The following is a 15,281-nucleotide window of genomic DNA, read 5'->3' as shown; positions in this document are numbered from 1 at the left end:
GGGCTTCGGCGGCGAAGAGATCGGCTTGCATGTGTAAGGAAAGCTTGGCGGGAAAACCGCGATTATGAGGCCTTGCCTTCGGCAATTCCCGCCAGGCGGTAGCCGCGGGCGGCCTTGCTAAGGTCCGAGGGGGCCAGCGCGGCAACGGTGGCCAGCCGCGCGGCAAAGGCGCGCAGGGCATCGGCCGCGTGCGCGGCGTCGCCATCGAGCCATTCCAGTTCGAGTTCCTGGATGGGTTCCTGCGCGGCGCTGGCCGGCGCGGCGATGGTGCCGGTGTCGAGCGCGGCCTCGATGCGGGCGCCGTCCTGCGTGACCAGCCAGGTGCGGCGGACGAAGTCGGTGCGGAACACCGGTGCCAGCCGGCCGATCAGTGGCGCGAGCACGGTTTGCGCTTCCGCGGGAAAGGTTTGCAGCTCGATGGCCTCGCCGGCGATCTTCGTCTCCCATTCATGGCGCGTGGCCAGGCCGCCCTGGCTGCTGCCGGCGGTCTTCAGCGTCTGCAGCCATTGCGCGCCCTTGCGGCGCAGCCGCAGCGCGGCACGCGCCTGTGCCAGCTCACGTTGCGGGGTATCGAGGTAGACGTTGAGCAGCGTGGCTTCGCCCTGCGGGGCGCCGTTGGCGTCGAGCCAGGCGGCCAGCGGGGCCAGCGCGTCGTCGGGGACGGCGAGTTTCAGTTCGATTTCCTGGGGCATGGCAGCAGGCGATTTCAGAGGGTTGGCGAGGGCGATGTCTTTCCAGTCACCGCTAGCCGGCCCCTTCTCCCGCTTGCGGGAGAAGGGAGCAAACCGCCAGCGTGCGTCGGCAGGCGTTAGCTCAGGCAAACAGCCGTGCCAGCTCCACGCCCGGATCCGGCGCCCGCATAAACGCTTCGCCCACCAGGAACGCATGCACGTTGGCATCGCGCATGCGCTTCACATCGGCCTGGCCGAGGATGCCGGACTCGGTCACCACCAGCTTGTCGGCCGGCATATGCGGCAGCAGGTCCAGCGTGTTGTCCAGCGACACCTCGAAGGTGCGCAGGTTGCGGTTGTTCACGCCGAGCAGCGGCGTTTTCAGGCGCAGCGCCGCGTCGAGCTCGTCGTCGCCGTGCACTTCCACCAGCACATCCATGCCGAGCTCAAGCGCACAGGCTTCCAGTTCGGCCATCAGGCCCGGGTCCAGCGCGGCGACGATCAGCAGGATGCAGTCGGCGCCCCAGGTGCGCGCTTCATACACCTGGTACAGGTCGACCATGAAGTCCTTGCGCAGGGCCGGCAATGGGCAGGCGCCGCGGGCGCGCTTCAGGTAGTCGGCGTGTCCCTGGAAGAAGTTCACGTCGGTCAGCACCGATAAACAGGCAGCGCCATGGCTGGCGTAGCTTTCGGCAATGGCCTCGGGCACGAAGTGCTCGCGCAGCACGCCCTTGGACGGCGATGCCTTCTTGACCTCGGCGATCACGCCGGCCTGGCCGGCGGCGATCTTCTCGCGCAGCGCGCGCTCAAAGCCGCGCGGTGCCAGGCCCGGCTCAGTGCGCAGGCTTTCGGCCTCCGCGCGCAGGCTGGGCAGGTCGCGCTTCTTGCGTGCGGCGGCGACCTCGTCGGCCTTTACGGCCAGGATCTTTTGCAGGATGTCGGACATATTCGCGTCTCTTACTTGAACTGCTGGGTGGCGCGCACGAACTGGTCGAGCTTCTCTTGCGCCGCGCCGCTGGCAATCGCCTCGCGCGCGCGGCGGATGCCGTCTTCGACGGAGTCGGCCACGTTGGCGGCGTACAGCGCGGTGCCGGCGTTCAGCGAGACGATCTCGCGCGGCGTGCCCGGTACGTTGGTCAGCGCTTCAAGCAGCATTTCCTTCGACTCCGTCGCATCGGCCACCTTCAGGCCGCGGTTGGAGATCATCTGCAGGCCGAAGTCCTCGGGGTGGATCTCATATTCGCGCACCTCGCCGTCCTTCAGTTCGCCCACCAGCGTGGCGGCGCCAAGCGAAACCTCGTCCATGCCGTCCTTGCCGTACACCACGATGGCATGCTTCGCGCCCAGGCGCTGCATCACGCGCACCTGGATGCCGACCAGGTCGGGATGGAACACGCCCATCAGGATGTTGGGCGCATCGGCCGGGTTGGTCAGCGGGCCCAGGATATTGAAGATGGTGCGCACGCCCATCTCCTTGCGGATCGGGGCGACGTTCTTCATCGCCGGGTGGTGCGTGGGCGCGAACATGAAGCCGATGCCGGTCTCTTCGATGCACTGGCCGACCTGCTCGGGCGTCAGCATGATGTTCACGCCCAGCGCTTCCAGCACGTCCGCGCTGCCCGACTTGGAGCTGACGCCGCGGTTGCCATGCTTGGCGATCTTGGCGCCGGCGGCGGCCGCGACGAACATCGATGCGGTCGAGATATTGAAGGTGTGCGAGCCATCGCCGCCGGTGCCGACGATATCGACGAAGTTTTCGCGATCGGCCACCGGCACCTTGTTGGCGAACTCGCGCATCACCTGCGCGGCGGCGGAGATCTCGCCGATGGTTTCCTTCTTGACGCGCAGGCCGGTCAGGATTGCGGCGGCCATCACCGGCGAGATCTGCCCCTGCATGATCTGCCGCATCAGGTGCAGCATCTCGTCATGGAAGATTTCGCGGTGCTCGATGCAGCGCGTCAGGGCTTCTTGCGGCGTGATCATGGCGTTCTCGTTGACAGTCTGGATGGCGTGGTGCGGGCTGGAAGGTGCGGAATCGAGCAGTCTCATCGCGGCGCCTTGACGAAGTTGGCCAGCAGCGCATGGCCATGTTCGGACAGGATCGACTCGGGATGGAACTGCACGCCTTCAACGGCGAGCGTCTTGTGGCGCACGCCCATGATCTCGCCGTCCGGGGTCCAGGCGGTGATCTCCAGGCAATCGGGCAGGGTTTCGCGCTCGATCGCAAGTGAATGATAGCGCGTCACGTCGAAGTGCCTGGGCAGTCCGGCGAACACGCCTTGCTGCGTGGTCTCGATGGTGCTGACCTTGCCGTGCATCACCTGCTTGGCGCGGATCACCTTGCCGCCAAAGGCCTCGCCGATGGCCTGGTGGCCCAGGCACACGCCCAGCAGCGGGATCTTGCCGGCAAAGTGCTGCAGCGCCGCCACCGAGATGCCGGCTTCCTTCGGGCTGCACGGCCCGGGCGAGACGCAGATGTGGTCCGGCTTGAGCGCCTCGATCTCCTCGATGGTGATCTCGTCGTTGCGGTAGGTGCGCACGTCCTCGCCCAGTTCGCCGAAATACTGGACCAGGTTATAGGTGAACGAATCGTAGTTGTCGATCATCAGCAGCATGGCGTCTGTCTCCTGTTCTCTCAGATGTCGGAGTCCAGGCCATCCTGGACCTGCTCGGCGGCGCGGATCACGGCGCGCGCCTTGGCTTCGGTTTCCCTCCATTCGGCTTCGGGATCCGAGTCGGCAACGATGCCGGCGGCGGCTTGCACGTAGAGGTTGCCGTCCTTGACGATGCCGGTGCGGATCGCGATCGCCAGGTCCATCTCGCCGCCGAACGACAGGTAGCCCACCGCGCCGCCATAGATGCCACGCTTGCGCGGTTCCAGCTCGTCGATGATCTCCATCGCATGGACCTTGGGCGCGCCCGACAGCGTGCCGGCCGGGAAGGTCGCGCGCAGCACGTCCAGGTTGCTGATGCCCTCGCGCAGCGTGCCTTCGACCGAGCTGACGATATGCTGCACGTGCGAGTACTTCTCGATCACCATCTTGTCGGTGACCTTGACCGAACCGGTTTCGGCGATGCGGCCGATATCGTTGCGCGCAAGGTCGATCAGCATCACGTGCTCGGCGATCTCCTTCGGATCCTGCAGCAGCTCGGTGGCGAGCTGGGCGTCCTTCTCCGGAGTATTGCCACGCGGGCGCGTGCCGGCCAGCGGGCGGATGGTGACGATGTGTTCGCTGCGCATGTCGCCGTTGGTGCCGACCTTGCGCTCTTCCTGGCGCACCAGGATCTCCGGCGAGGCGCCCACCACCTGGAAGTCGCCGAAGTTGTAGAAGTACATGTACGGCGACGGGTTCAGCGAACGCAGCGCGCGGTACAGCGAAAGCGGCGCGTCACGGTAAGGCTTGACCAGGCGCTGCCCGATCTGCACCTGCATCATGTCGCCGGCCATGATGTATTCCTTGGCCTTGTGCACCGCGGCCAGGTAGTCGGCCTTGGCGAATTCGCGGTAGACCTCGGTCTGCACCGACGGGCTGGTGACCGGCACATCCACCGGCTGGCGCAGCTTCATGCGCAGCTCGCGCAGGCGCTGGCGGGCGCGCGAATAGGCTTCCGGCGTGGTCGGGTCGGCGTAGACGATCAGGTAGAGCTTGCCCGACAGGTTGTCGATGACGGCCAGTTCCTCGCACAGCAGCAGCTGGATGTCCGGCAGGTTCAGGTCATCGGGCTTGTGCGTGTCGGCGAGCTTCTTCTCGATATAGCGCACCGCGTCGTAGCCGAAGTAGCCGGCCAGGCCGCCGCAGAAGCGTGGCAGCCCCGGGCGCAGCGCCACCTTGAAGCGCTGTTCGAACTCGGCGATGAAGTCGAGTGGGTTGCCTTCGTGGGTTTCCACCACCTTGCCGTCGGTCACCACCTCGGTGCGGTTGCCGAAGGCGCGCAGCAGCGTGCGGGCATGCAGGCCGATAAACGAAAAGCGCCCGAAGCGCTCGCCGCCCACCACCGATTCCAGCAGGAAGGTGTTGACGCCGCGCGTCTGCGACTGGGCCAGCTTCAGGTACAGCGACAGCGGCGTTTCCAGGTCGGCAAAGGCCTCGGCGATCAGCGGGATGCGGTTGTAGCCCTGGTCGGCCAGCGATTTGAATTCCAGTTCGGTCATGTCGGTCCTCTTGTGCGGCGCGCGCTGCGCGGTGGAGGGGCGCGGCGCCGCTTGTCGGCAATCAGGCTGGAGCGAATGGATACCCGCCCCGTTGGCGGGCCGTGGTGCAAGCGGCTTGCGGACAAGACTGCACACGGCCGGGGAAGGGCGTGCGGCGCGTTCTTGAGCTAAACGTAGCACACGAATATGGCGGCTACGCTGGCTTGCGGCGGGTTTTGGTGGGAATGCCCGGCAGCTGGGCCGGTGTGGCGAGGCCCTCGGGTCGAGGGCTCGTCAGCAGACTCGCGAACGCACTTTACGCCTGTTGGGAGGCGCGCCAGCGACGCCAGGGCCAAGCCTGCCGATCACTGCCAGAAGAGATGCGTTTGCGGTTGAGAAACATGAAATGTTTGGGGTTTGGTCGGGATCGACGAAATTCGGACTATCGATGACCTGCCCAGTGTGCTGCAAACAGCGCTGCGGCGTGGGCAATGGAGTCGACTATACCATCGGCGTCAACGGCTTGTACAGGGTTGCCATGGTTGTAGCCATAGGGCACCAGCAGCACGCCCATGCCGGCCGCGCGGGCCGCCTGCGCGTCGTTTTCCGAGTCGCCCAGCGCCGCCATTGCCGACGGCTCCAGCCCGAAGGCGTCGGCCACTTTCAGCAGCGGGAAGGGGTCGGGCTTGCGCAGCGGGAAGGCGTCGCCACCGTAGACCAGCTCGAAGTACTGGGCGAGGCCGGTCTTGGCCAGCAGCGGCTCGGTGAAGCTGTAGGGCTTGTTGGTCACGCAGGCCAGGCGCAGCCCGGCCGCCTTCATCGCCGCCAGGCCTTCGCGCACGCCGGGGTAGACCTGCGAGAACTGGCCGTTGATGCGGATGTACTCGCGGTCGTACAGCGCATAGGCGTCGGCGAACAGGCTGTTGGCGTGCAGCGGCGAGAAGCGCGCGTCCAGCACGCGCCGGATCAGGTTTTCCGAGCCCTTGCCGACATAGCTGACGATCTCCGCCTCCGACATCGGCGCTGCCGGCCCCAGGTTGGGGTGCTGGCGGCCCAGCGCCAGCAGCATGGCGTTGATCGAGGCGTGGAAGTCGCCCGCGGTGTCGACCATGGTGCCGTCGAGGTCGACGATCACGCCTTCGATGCCGCGCCAGTCGTTGCGGCGCAGGAACACGCCCTCGGTCATTGCCCGGCCTTGGCCAGTTCGCCGCGCAGCGCCGAGATGATGCCGCGGTAACCGCCGTCCGCATCGGGCTTGCCGAACACGGCCGAGCCCGCCACGAAGGTGTCGGCGCCGGCCGCGGCGATCTCGGCGATGTTGTCTACCTTCACGCCGCCGTCCACTTCCAGCAGGATGGTGCGGCCGGTGCGGGCGGTGTACTCATCGATGCGCTGGCGCACGGCGCGCAGCTTGTTGAGCGTCTCGGGAATGAACGACTGGCCGCCGAAGCCCGGGTTGACCGACATCAGCAGGATCACGTCCAGGCGGTCCATCACGTGGTCCAGGTGGTGCAGCGGCGTGGCCGGGTTGAACACCAGGCCGGCCAGGCAGCCGTGGTCGCGGATCAGCGCGAGCGAGCGGTCCACGTGCTCGCTGGCTTCCGGGTGGAAGGTGATGATATTGGCGCCCGCCTTGGCAAAGTCCGGGATGATCCGGTCCACCGGGCGCACCATCAGGTGCACGTCGATCGGCGCGGTCACGTGCGGGCGGATCGCCTCGCACACCAGCGGGCCTACGGTCAGGTTGGGCACGTAATGGTTGTCCATCACGTCGAAGTGGATCCAGTCGGCGCCGGCCTCGGTCACGCGGCGCACTTCCTCGCCCAGGCGGGCAAAGTCGGCGGACAGGATGGACGGGGCGATGCGGTAGGTGGGCGTGCTCATGTCGGCGGCTAGGAGGTGGGGTGCTGGGGAATGCTGTTTTTTGCGTCTCTGGCGCGCCCAGGGGCGGGCGCCAGAGGGGATCAGGCGGGGCGTCCGGCGCGGCCCGGACCTGAAAGGGCTATATTCTACCGCTGCCCCGGCGCTCGGTGATCTTGCCCGTGCTCTTGCCCGTGCCGCGGCCATCCCGCACAATGCGGCTACCCACTTCCCTGCCTGGCGCCTCACGCCGGCCCTGCCCACGATGAGCGAGTACGCTTTCTCCGTCTCGGTACGCACCCAGTACCTGCCGGACCAGTCAGAACCTGAGCGCGGGCGCCATGCCTTCGCCTACACCATTACCATCCACAATACCGGCGAGGTGGCGGCGCAGCTGATCTCGCGCCACTGGGTCATCACCGACAGCGACAACGGCACGCAGGAAGTGGCGGGCCTGGGCGTGGTCGGCCACCAGCCGCTGCTCAAGCCGGGCGAGCATTTCGAATACACCAGCTGGGCCACCATCTCGACCCCGGTGGGATCGATGAAGGGCGAATACTTCTGCGTGGCCGAGGACGGCCACCGCTTCGAGGTACCGATCCCTGAATTCGCGCTGGTGCTGCCGCGCATGCTGCACTGACCCTGCCGGGAACCTATTGGCGCGATGCGCTGTCCTGATCCTGCGGCGGCGCTTCAGCGGCGCCCTGCGCCGGCTGGCGCGACGGATGCTCGGACGGGGCGCGCGTGGGACGCGGGTTCTTTTTCGCCGTGCCCATGGTCCAGACCACGATAAAGATCAGCAGGAACAGCGCCACGCCAGCTTCCAGGGCGAACAGCAGCATGGGATGGGCTTCGAAGAACTTGCTCATGGCGGATGCAGCGCAGGCCCGCGGGGGCGCCAGGCGGTGGTTGAAGGATGACGGTGGGATTGTAGGGGCAATCGGCCCCGCAAGCTGCGCCGGCCCGGATTTTGAACAATAGCAAGATGGCATACGCAGACTCTTTCCCGATTTCCCCGGTTTCTCCCTGGCGCTCGCTGCGCATTCGCGGCTGGCTGGCGCTGTCCGGCGCGGCCGTGCTGCTGGCCGGCTGCATGAGCGGCCCGCCGCCGCGCATCGAGACCGGCCCGGCCGGCACCACGCCGCCGACGGCCTCGTCGCAGAAAGGCAGTCTGCAGGCCGCCAGCTGGGCCGAGATCGGCGGCTGGGCCCAGGACGACGTGCGCGCCGCCTGGCCCGCGCTGCAGGCCAGCTGCCAGGCGCTGAAGAAGCGCGCCGAGTGGAGCCGCGCCTGTGCCGCCGGCATGATGGTCGATGCCGGCAACCTCAACGCCATGCGCGCCTATTTCGAAAGCAACTTCCAGCCGTACCGCGTGGTCAACGGCGATGGCACTGACTACGGCCTGATCACCGGCTACTACGAACCGATCCTGCACGGCTCGCGCACGCGCCAGGGCAAGTTCCAGGTGCCGCTGTACCGCAAGCCGGCGCAGTTCGGCAACCGCCCGCTGCCGGCCCGCGCCGAGCTGCTGCAGAACCCGGCCATGCGCGGCAGCGAGCTGGTCTGGGTGGATGACGCGGTCGAGGCCGCCTTCCTGCAGATCCAGGGCTCGGGCCGCATCCGCATGGCCGATGGCAGCATCATGCGGGTGGGCTTCGGCGGCACCAACGAACAGCCGTTCCGCTCCTTCGGCAAATGGCTGCTGGACCGCGGCGAGATCACGCCGGCACAGGCCACCATGCAGGGCATCAAGGCGTGGGCGCGCGCCAACCCGGGCCGCGTCGACGAGATGCTCAACATCAACCCGCGCTTTGTCTTCTTCCGCGAGCTGCCGGCCAACAACGACGGCCCGGTGGGCGCGCTGGGCGTGCCGCTGACCGCGGAGCGCTCGATCGCGGTCGACCCGGCCACCATCCCGCTGGGGGTGCCGGTATTCCTGTCGACCACGCGCCCGCTGTCGACCGAGCCGATCCAGCGGCTGATGTTCGCGCAGGACACCGGCAGCGCCATCAAGGGCGGGGTGCGCGCGGATTTCTTCTGGGGTGCGGGCGATGCCGCCGGCGAGACCGCGGGCCGCATGAAGCAGGGCGGCCGCATGTGGGTGCTGATGCCGCGCAGCTGACCTCGGCAACGCAAAAAAGGGCGCCATCGCGGCGCCCTTTCTTCATGGTGGACAGCCCTCAGCGCGGGCGCTGGTCGACGATCCGCCGCGCCTTGCCCACCGAGCGCTCGACGCCGCCCTCCGGCAGCACCTCGATGCCGGCGGTGACGCCGATATAGGCCTTGATCTCCTGCGCCAGCCGCTCGCGCGCGCCTTGCGCCAGCGCGGGCTCGCTGCCGTGGGCGCATTCCACGCGCACCGTCAGCGTGTCCATGTGGCCGTCCTTGGCCAGCACGCACTGGTAGTGCGGCGCCAGCTCGGCGTGCTTGAGGATCAGTTCCTCGATCTGCGACGGGAACACGTTGACCCCGCGCACGATCATCATGTCGTCGGTGCGGCCGGTGATCTTCTCCATGCGGCGGAATGCCGGGCGCGCCGTGCCCGGCAGCAGCCGGGTCAGGTCGCGGGTGCGGTAGCGCACCACAGGCATCGCCTCCTTGGTCAGCGAGGTGAACACCAGCTCGCCGAACTCCCCGTCGGGCAGCACTGCGCCGGTGTCGGGATCGATGATCTCGGGGTAGAAATGGTCTTCCCAGATGGTCGGCCCGTCCTTGGTCTCGGCGCACTCATTGGCCACGCCCGGGCCCATCACCTCTGACAGGCCATAGATATCGACTGCCGAGATGCCCATGCGCTTCTCGATCGCCAGCCGCATTTCCGGCGTCCACGGCTCCGCGCCGAAGATGCCCACGCGCAGCGAGCTGCTGGCCGGGTCGATGCCCTGGCGCTCGAACTCGTCGGCGATCGCCAGCATATAGCTGGGCGTCACCATGATGACCTCGGGCTTGAAGTCCTGGATCAGCTGCACCTGGCGCTCGGTCTGGCCGCCGCCGAAGGGGATCGCGGTCAGGCCGGCCTTTTCCACGCCGTAGTGCGCGCCCAGGCCGCCGGTGAAGAGGCCGTAGCCGTAGCTGATATGCACCTTGTCGCCGCGCCGCGCGCCCGAGGCGCGGATCGAGCGCGCCATCACCGTGGCCCAGTTGTCGATGTCCTGGAGCGTGTAGCCGACCACGGTGGGCTTGCCGGTGGTGCCGGACGAGGCGTGGATGCGCGCCACGCGGTCCTGCGGCACCGCGAACATGCCGAACGGGTAGTTGTCGCGCAGGTCCTGCTTGCTGGTGAACGGGAAGCGCGCCAGGTCGGCCAGCGAATGCAGCTGGTCGGGGTGGACCCCGGCTTCGTCGAACTTGCGGCGGTACACCGGCGAATTGGCGTAGGCGTGGTTGAGCGACCATCTCAGCCGCTCCAGCTGCAAGGCCTGCAGCTCGGCGCGGCTGGCGGTCTCGATCGCATCCAGGGGCAGATCGGTCAGGCGCGTGCTCATGTCGTCTCCTGCACGGGGGCGTTTATCTTAAGTATCTTGCCGGATTTGCTCAGGTGCCTTCCGTCCCTTCCGGCGGCGGCACCACATGTCCCCTGATCTGCGCCGACTTGCCGCGGAACATCGCCACCACCTGGCCCGCGGCGTTGGTCACGCGGATATCGTAGATGCCGTGCCGGCCGGACAGGACCTGCTCGGTGGCCTCGGCGGTCAGCACGTCGCCGCCGTGCACGGGCTTGAGGAACTCGATGCTGCAACCTGCCGCCACGGTGTTGATGTTATGGCTGTTGCAGGCAAAAGCGAAGGTCGAATCGGCCAGCGTGAACATCAGGCCGCCGTGGCAGATGCCGTGCCCGTTGAGGAATTCCTTGCGCACCGGCATGCTCAGCCGGGCGTAGCCGGGCCGCACGGCCTCGACCGTGATGCCCAGCAAGCGGCTGCAGGTGTCGGCTTCATACATGGCGGCGGCGGCCGCTTCGGCGAGGGCCTGGGGGTCCTGTTTCAAGCTGGTCTCCTATATAGAGTGGCGGGCAGGCCCGCGCGGCTTACTTGCCGGTGAAGTGCGGGGCGCGCTTTTCGAGGAAGGCGTTGACGCCCTCAGCATAGTCGGCGGACTGGCCGAGCTCGCGCTGCAGGTCGCGCTCCAGGTCCAGCTGGGCGTCCAGCGTGGCGGTGGCGCTGGCATGCATGGCGCGCTTGATCGCGGCCAGCGCGCGGGTCGGCTGCCCGGCCAGGTGCGTGGCCAGCGCCAGCGCCTGTTCCGGCAGCAGCGGGTCGTCCATGGTCTCCCAGACCAGCCCCCATTTCTCGGCCTCTTCGGCGCTCAGCCGCTCGCCGGTCATGGCCAGGCCCAGCGCGCGCGCCATGCCGATGCGCTTCGGCAGCAGCCAGGTGCCGCCCGAATCCGGCACCAGCCCGATCTTGACGAAGGCCTGGATAAAGCTGGCCGAGCGCGCCGCCAGCACCATGTCGCAGGCCAGCGCCAGGTTGGCCCCGGCGCCGGCCGCGGTGCCGTTGACCGCGGCCACCACCGGCAGCGGCAGGGCCTGCAGCCGGCGGATCAGCGGGTTGAACCAGGTATCGATCAGCTCGCCCAGGTCGGTCATGTGCCCCGGCGTGAAATCCAGGTCGGCCAGGTCCTGGCCGGCGCAGAAGCCACGGCCCGCACCGGTCAGCAGCAGGGCGCGCGCGCCGCCGGCCTCGACATGGTCGAGCGCCTGCTGCAGCGCCTGGTGCATCGCGCGGGTGAAGCTGTTGAGCTTGTCGGGGCGGTTCAGGGTGATCACGGCCACCGGGCCCTGCCATTGCAGCAAGACCGGGCCGGCATCGATGCTGACCGGCTGGCCAGCGGAGGTGGACATCGGGGGCATTGGGTTGTCTCCTGCCGGATATTTTGTCGCGGTCGGCGCGGGCGGCTGTTGTCGACGGCACCTCTTAAATAAACCGACCAGTCGGTCGGCAAATGTTAGCACTATTCTTGGGCTGCCGGTTGGCACGTGGCTTCCAAGGCCGGCAGGGTCCGCAATGCCGGGCGCGGGCGTCGCTCTATAATCGCGCTGCCAACAACAATCTGAAACCTGCCGGCCGACATCTGTGCGCGGATCCCGGCATGCTCGCCTATTCGCATTGGAATTCCTATGAAGAAGATCGCTGCATTACTCCTGATTTCGTCCGTGGCGCTGTTTGCGGCGTGCGGCAAGAAAGAAGCGGCCTCCGCTGCCGGCGCCGACACGGCCACCAAGATCATTGTCGGCCTGGACGACAACTTCCCGCCCATGGGTTTTCGCGATAACAACAACGAGCTGGTCGGCTTCGATATCGACATGGCCAAGGAGGCCAGCCGCCGTCTCGGCATGACGGTCGAGTTCAAGCCGATCGACTGGAGCGCCAAGGAGGCGGAACTTAACGGCAAGCGCGTGGATGTGCTGTGGAACGGGCTGACCATCACCGAAGAGCGCAAGAAGAACATCAGCTTCACCGCGCCCTATATGACCAACCACCAGATCGTCATCGTCGGTGCCAGCTCGCCGGTGAAAGCCAAGGCCGACCTGGCCGGCCGCATCGTCGGCGCGCAGGACGGCAGCAGCGCGGTGGATGCGATCAAGAAGGAAAGCCAGGTCGCCGCCAGCCTGAAGGAACTCAAGACCTTCGGCGATAACGTGACGGCGCTGATGGACCTGTCGACCGGCCGCCTTGACGCAATTGTGGTGGATGAAGTGGTGGGCCGCTACCTGATCAGCAAGCGTGCCGGCGAATACAAGGTGCTGGAGGAAAACTTCGGCACGGAAGAATATGGCGTCGGCGTGCGCAAGGATGACGCCGAGCTGCTCGGCAAGCTCGACAAGACCCTGGCCTCGATGAAGCAGGATGGCACGGCAGCCCGCATCGCCACCCAGTGGTTCGGCACTGACATCACCAAGTAATCCAGACGCTGCGTGACGCCCTGCGCCGTTCAGGCAGGGCGCCGCGCCATGTCCGGACCCAGGGCGCCGTCCCGGCGCCCGGGATCCCACCTCCTTCTTGTTTCGCGCGAGCATGGACTACGTCTTATCTCTTCTGGCGCCATTGGCGCAGGGTGCGCAAGTCACGCTCACACTATTCGCCATCACGCTCGCCCTGTCAGTGCCGCTGGGGCTGGCGCTGGCGCTGGCACGCATCTCGTCATGGCCGTGGCTGAGCGGCCTGGTCAATGGCTATATCTGGCTGATGCGCGGCACGCCGCTGATGCTGCAGATGCTGTTTATTTATTTCGCACTGCCGTTCGTGCCCGTCATCGGCGTGCGCCTGCCTGACTTTCCCGCGGCGGTGGTGGCTTTCGCCCTGAACTACGCGGCCTATTTCGCGGAAATCTTCCGCGCCGGGATCAAGTCGGTCGATCGCGGCCAGTATGAGGCCAGCAAGGCGCTGGGCATGACCTATTTCCAGACCATGCGGCGGGTCGTGCTGCCGCAGATGGTCAGCCGGGTGTTGCCGCCGGTCAGCAATGAAACCATTACGCTGATCAAGGACACGTCCCTGATCTACGTGCTGGCCCTCAACGATATTCTTCGCACCGCGCGCGGCATCGTGCAGCGTGATTTCACCACCACGCCTTTTCTGGTCGCTGCGCTCTTCTATCTGGTGATGACGCTGATTCTGACCTGGTTCTTCCAGAATCTCGAAAAACGCTATGCCAAACATGATGACTAGCCCGACCGGCGCCAATTCCCACAATGCGCCCGGCATCATGATCGCGGCGCGGGATCTGTTCAAATCGTTCGGGCCACTGGAGGTCTTGCGCGGTGTCTCCCTGACCTTGCGCAAGGGGGATGTCACCGCGGTGATCGGGCCCTCGGGCTCGGGCAAGAGTACCTTGCTGCGCTGCCTGAATCATCTTGAGGTGATTGACCGCGGCACCCTTGAAATCGAAGGCGAGGCGCTGACGGCCGCCGGCCCTGACGGCACAGCCAGATATGTGCCGGACGCTGAAGTGCGGCGCATCTGCCGGAAGATGGGCATGGTGTTCCAGTCGTTCAACCTGTTTCCGCATATGACGGTGCTGCAGAACATCATCGAAGCCCCCATGACCGTCAAGGGACTGGCGCGCGACGCGGTGGTGCCCAAGGCCGAAGAGCTGCTGCGCAAGGTCGGCCTGCTGGCCAAGCGGGACAGCTACCCGGCGCGCCTGTCCGGCGGCCAGAAGCAGCGGGTGGCGATTGCGCGGGCGCTGGCCATGGAGCCCGACATCATGCTGTTCGACGAGCCGACCTCGGCGCTGGACCCGGAACTGACCGGGGAGGTGCTGCGCACCATGCGGCAACTGGCCGAAGAACATATGACCATGCTGGTCGTCACGCATGAGATGGGGTTTGCGCGGGAAGTGGCAAACCACGTCGTGTTCATGGATGAGGGCAGGATTCTTGAGGAAGGGTCGCCTGAGGAAGTGTTCGGGACCCCAGCTCACGCGCGCACCCGCGAATTCCTGGCGCACATGCTCTAGGGGGCGCCTGCGCCGCCACGCCACAACAGGTGGCAGAATAGCCCGCAGCCGGTGGCGACAGTGCCATCCGCCTGCAAATACATAGGAGAAGACATGCCGTACGAAAACATCCTGGTCGAAACCCGTGGCCGTGTTGGCCTGGTCACGCTGAACCGCCCGAAGGCCCTGAACGCGCTCAATGACGCGCTGATGGACGAGCTTGGCGCCGCGCTGACCGCCTTCGACCAGGATGAGGGCATCGGCGCCATCGTCATTACCGGCAGCGAGCGCGCCTTTGCCGCCGGCGCCGATATCGGCATGATGGCCAAGTATTCCTTCATGGATGTGTACAAGGGCGATTACATCACGCGCAACTGGGAAACCATCCGCAAGATCCGCAAGCCGGTGATTGCCGGCGTGGCCGGCTATGCGCTGGGCGGCGGCTGCGAGCTGGCGATGATGTGCGACATCATCATCGCGGCGGATTCGGCCAAGTTCGGCCAGCCCGAGGTGAAGCTGGGCACCATGCCCGGCGCCGGCGGCACCCAGCGCCTGCCGCGCGCGGTGTCCAAGGCCAAGGCCATGGACCTGTGCCTGACCTCGCGCATGATGGATGCCGCCGAAGCCGAGCGCTCGGGCCTGGTATCGCGCGTGGTGCCGGCCGACAAGCTGCTGGACGAAGTGCTGGCGGCTGCCGAAACCATCGCCGGGTTCTCGCTGCCGGTGGTCATGATGATCAAGGAGTCGGTCAACGCCGCCTACGAGACCACGCTGGCCGAAGGCGTGCACTTCGAGCGCCGGCTGTTCCATGCCACCTTCGCCAGCGAAGACCAGAAGGAAGGCATGGCTGCTTTCGTCGAGAAGCGCAGCCCGAATTTCCAGCATCGCTAAGGCCCGGATCAGGGAATACCCGAGGGCAGTGCGGGGGTATTATGTTTCTCCCGCACTCGTCATTTCGGGGATTTCCTTTGCCACTCAATGGCTTACGACATAATCCCCGGAACCCCTAGCGGATCGTTGTGACAAAGTTGTTGCAAGGTGCGCGAATCCGGCCTAATATTCGCCCCCTCGCAACACACAACGCAGCGCTGCAAAGCAGACGCAGCAAGGGTTGCGGGGTCGACCGGAAGGGTTGGCGCAGCGAAGTTGGCGCGCTGGCCGCAGCAAAAAAAGATGCT

The 15,281-nt window shown here is 66.5% G+C and carries 17 protein-coding genes; 6 read left to right on the top strand and 11 right to left on the bottom strand.

What is annotated here, in order from left to right; translation table 11 throughout:
• Nucleotides 1-62: 62 nt before the first annotated feature.
• The 7 genes from AC3WRR_RS35420 to rpe all read right to left on the bottom strand — a co-directional run bounded on the left by AC3WRR_RS35420 (nucleotide 63) and on the right by rpe (nucleotide 6,687).
• Nucleotides 63-692 (bottom strand): CYTH domain-containing protein, encoded by a 630-nt coding sequence (locus AC3WRR_RS35420; protein WP_010809898.1) that lies wholly within the window; start codon nucleotides 690-692, stop codon nucleotides 63-65.
• A 121-nt stretch (nucleotides 693-813) separates the two neighbouring features.
• The gene (gene trpC, locus AC3WRR_RS35415; protein ID WP_010809899.1) at nucleotides 814-1,617 is read right to left on the bottom strand and encodes an indole-3-glycerol phosphate synthase TrpC; all 804 of its coding nucleotides are present in this window, start codon (nucleotides 1,615-1,617) and stop codon (nucleotides 814-816) included.
• Between the two features lie 11 nt (nucleotides 1,618-1,628).
• Nucleotides 1,629-2,654 carry an anthranilate phosphoribosyltransferase gene (trpD, locus tag AC3WRR_RS35410; RefSeq protein WP_010809900.1) on the bottom strand — a complete coding sequence of 342 codons (1,026 nt, stop codon included), beginning with the start codon at nucleotides 2,652-2,654 and terminating at the stop codon, nucleotides 1,629-1,631.
• Between the two features lie 62 nt (nucleotides 2,655-2,716).
• Nucleotides 2,717-3,286, bottom strand: a complete 570-nt coding sequence (locus AC3WRR_RS35405) for an aminodeoxychorismate/anthranilate synthase component II (protein WP_010809901.1) — start codon at nucleotides 3,284-3,286, stop codon at nucleotides 2,717-2,719.
• Between the two features lie 20 nt (nucleotides 3,287-3,306).
• Nucleotides 3,307-4,824, bottom strand: a complete 1,518-nt coding sequence (gene trpE / locus AC3WRR_RS35400) for an anthranilate synthase component I (RefSeq protein ID WP_010809902.1) — start codon at nucleotides 4,822-4,824, stop codon at nucleotides 3,307-3,309.
• A 421-nt stretch (nucleotides 4,825-5,245) separates the two neighbouring features.
• Nucleotides 5,246-5,989, bottom strand: a complete 744-nt coding sequence (gene gph, locus AC3WRR_RS35395; protein ID WP_010809903.1) for a phosphoglycolate phosphatase — start codon at nucleotides 5,987-5,989, stop codon at nucleotides 5,246-5,248.
• Complete coding sequence (gene rpe / locus AC3WRR_RS35390; protein WP_492294844.1) at nucleotides 5,986-6,687, bottom strand: ribulose-phosphate 3-epimerase; 702 nt, start codon at nucleotides 6,685-6,687, stop codon at nucleotides 5,986-5,988. Before rpe ends, gph begins: the two co-directional genes overlap by 4 nt.
• Nucleotides 6,688-6,928: 241 nt before the next feature.
• On the opposite strand from rpe, the gene apaG reads away from it, so the two are divergent.
• Entirely contained in the window at nucleotides 6,929-7,303 is a 375-nt protein-coding gene (apaG, locus tag AC3WRR_RS35385; protein WP_010809905.1) for a Co2+/Mg2+ efflux protein ApaG, read from the top strand.
• A 13-nt stretch (nucleotides 7,304-7,316) separates the two neighbouring features.
• Here apaG and AC3WRR_RS35380 read toward each other — a convergent pair whose 3' ends face one another.
• Nucleotides 7,317-7,532, bottom strand: a complete 216-nt coding sequence (locus AC3WRR_RS35380) for a hypothetical protein (RefSeq protein WP_035819773.1) — start codon at nucleotides 7,530-7,532, stop codon at nucleotides 7,317-7,319.
• Between the two features lie 116 nt (nucleotides 7,533-7,648).
• Between AC3WRR_RS35380 and mltA the strand changes: the two genes are divergently transcribed.
• Nucleotides 7,649-8,785: a murein transglycosylase A gene (gene mltA, locus AC3WRR_RS35375; protein ID WP_010809907.1), complete on the top strand. Its 1,137-nt coding sequence runs from the start codon at nucleotides 7,649-7,651 to the stop codon at nucleotides 8,783-8,785.
• Nucleotides 8,786-8,843: 58 nt separating this feature from the next.
• On the opposite strand, the gene paaK is transcribed toward mltA, so the two are convergent.
• The 3 genes from paaK to paaG are packed head-to-tail and all read right to left on the bottom strand — an operon-like array spanning nucleotide 8,844 to nucleotide 11,515.
• Nucleotides 8,844-10,148, bottom strand: coding sequence for a phenylacetate--CoA ligase PaaK (gene paaK, locus AC3WRR_RS35370; RefSeq protein WP_011616103.1), 1,305 nt, complete (start codon nucleotides 10,146-10,148; stop codon nucleotides 8,844-8,846).
• Nucleotides 10,149-10,197: 49 nt separating this feature from the next.
• Entirely contained in the window at nucleotides 10,198-10,650 is a 453-nt protein-coding gene (gene paaI / locus AC3WRR_RS35365) for a hydroxyphenylacetyl-CoA thioesterase PaaI (RefSeq protein WP_492299514.1), read from the bottom strand.
• Nucleotides 10,651-10,690: 40 nt separating this feature from the next.
• The gene (paaG, locus tag AC3WRR_RS35360; protein WP_052181647.1) at nucleotides 10,691-11,515 is read right to left on the bottom strand and encodes a 2-(1,2-epoxy-1,2-dihydrophenyl)acetyl-CoA isomerase PaaG; all 825 of its coding nucleotides are present in this window, start codon (nucleotides 11,513-11,515) and stop codon (nucleotides 10,691-10,693) included.
• A 267-nt stretch (nucleotides 11,516-11,782) separates the two neighbouring features.
• Here paaG and AC3WRR_RS35355 point away from each other — a divergent pair, with 267 nt between their 5' ends.
• From AC3WRR_RS35355 to AC3WRR_RS35340, 4 genes are all read left to right on the top strand, one after another.
• Nucleotides 11,783-12,568, top strand: a complete 786-nt coding sequence (locus AC3WRR_RS35355) for an amino acid ABC transporter substrate-binding protein (RefSeq protein ID WP_010809911.1) — start codon at nucleotides 11,783-11,785, stop codon at nucleotides 12,566-12,568.
• A gap of 112 nt (nucleotides 12,569-12,680) precedes the next feature.
• Nucleotides 12,681-13,334 carry an amino acid ABC transporter permease gene (locus AC3WRR_RS35350; RefSeq protein WP_010809912.1) on the top strand — a complete coding sequence of 218 codons (654 nt, stop codon included), beginning with the start codon at nucleotides 12,681-12,683 and terminating at the stop codon, nucleotides 13,332-13,334.
• A gap of 37 nt (nucleotides 13,335-13,371) precedes the next feature.
• Nucleotides 13,372-14,124 carry an amino acid ABC transporter ATP-binding protein gene (locus AC3WRR_RS35345; RefSeq protein WP_010809913.1) on the top strand — a complete coding sequence of 251 codons (753 nt, stop codon included), beginning with the start codon at nucleotides 13,372-13,374 and terminating at the stop codon, nucleotides 14,122-14,124.
• A 93-nt stretch (nucleotides 14,125-14,217) separates the two neighbouring features.
• Nucleotides 14,218-14,994, top strand: a complete 777-nt coding sequence (locus AC3WRR_RS35340; RefSeq protein WP_010809914.1) for an enoyl-CoA hydratase — start codon at nucleotides 14,218-14,220, stop codon at nucleotides 14,992-14,994.
• Nucleotides 14,995-15,281: the final 287 nt, after the last annotated feature.

This window comes from Cupriavidus sp. FW305-3-2-15-C-LB2 (genome assembly GCF_058787575.1).
Note: the sequence above shows the minus strand (reverse complement) of the source record. Positions and strands in the feature narration are given on the sequence as shown.

What these genes read in the sequence shown, in the direction of transcription:
- AC3WRR_RS35355 (WP_010809911.1), top strand. Translation starts at nt 11,783, where the DNA reads ATGAAGAAGATCGCTGCATTACTCCTGATTTCGTCCGTGGCGCTGTTT.
- trpC (WP_010809899.1), bottom strand. Translation starts at nt 1,617, where the DNA reads ATGTCCGACATCCTGCAAAAGATCCTGGCCGTAAAGGCCGACGAGGTC.
- AC3WRR_RS35340 (WP_010809914.1), top strand. Translation starts at nt 14,218, where the DNA reads ATGCCGTACGAAAACATCCTGGTCGAAACCCGTGGCCGTGTTGGCCTG.
- AC3WRR_RS35420 (WP_010809898.1), bottom strand. Translation starts at nt 692, where the DNA reads ATGCCCCAGGAAATCGAACTGAAACTCGCCGTCCCCGACGACGCGCTG.
- AC3WRR_RS35405 (WP_010809901.1), bottom strand. Translation starts at nt 3,286, where the DNA reads ATGCTGCTGATGATCGACAACTACGATTCGTTCACCTATAACCTGGTC.
- paaK (WP_011616103.1), bottom strand. Translation starts at nt 10,148, where the DNA reads ATGAGCACGCGCCTGACCGATCTGCCCCTGGATGCGATCGAGACCGCC.
- AC3WRR_RS35350 (WP_010809912.1), top strand. Translation starts at nt 12,681, where the DNA reads ATGGACTACGTCTTATCTCTTCTGGCGCCATTGGCGCAGGGTGCGCAA.
- paaG (WP_052181647.1), bottom strand. Translation starts at nt 11,515, where the DNA reads ATGCCCCCGATGTCCACCTCCGCTGGCCAGCCGGTCAGCATCGATGCC.
- AC3WRR_RS35345 (WP_010809913.1), top strand. Translation starts at nt 13,372, where the DNA reads ATGATCGCGGCGCGGGATCTGTTCAAATCGTTCGGGCCACTGGAGGTC.
- rpe (WP_492294844.1), bottom strand. Translation starts at nt 6,687, where the DNA reads ATGAGCACGCCCACCTACCGCATCGCCCCGTCCATCCTGTCCGCCGAC.
- trpE (WP_010809902.1), bottom strand. Translation starts at nt 4,824, where the DNA reads ATGACCGAACTGGAATTCAAATCGCTGGCCGACCAGGGCTACAACCGC.
- apaG (WP_010809905.1), top strand. Translation starts at nt 6,929, where the DNA reads ATGAGCGAGTACGCTTTCTCCGTCTCGGTACGCACCCAGTACCTGCCG.
- mltA (WP_010809907.1), top strand. Translation starts at nt 7,649, where the DNA reads ATGGCATACGCAGACTCTTTCCCGATTTCCCCGGTTTCTCCCTGGCGC.
- gph (WP_010809903.1), bottom strand. Translation starts at nt 5,989, where the DNA reads ATGACCGAGGGCGTGTTCCTGCGCCGCAACGACTGGCGCGGCATCGAA.
- trpD (WP_010809900.1), bottom strand. Translation starts at nt 2,654, where the DNA reads ATGATCACGCCGCAAGAAGCCCTGACGCGCTGCATCGAGCACCGCGAA.
- AC3WRR_RS35380 (WP_035819773.1), bottom strand. Translation starts at nt 7,532, where the DNA reads ATGAGCAAGTTCTTCGAAGCCCATCCCATGCTGCTGTTCGCCCTGGAA.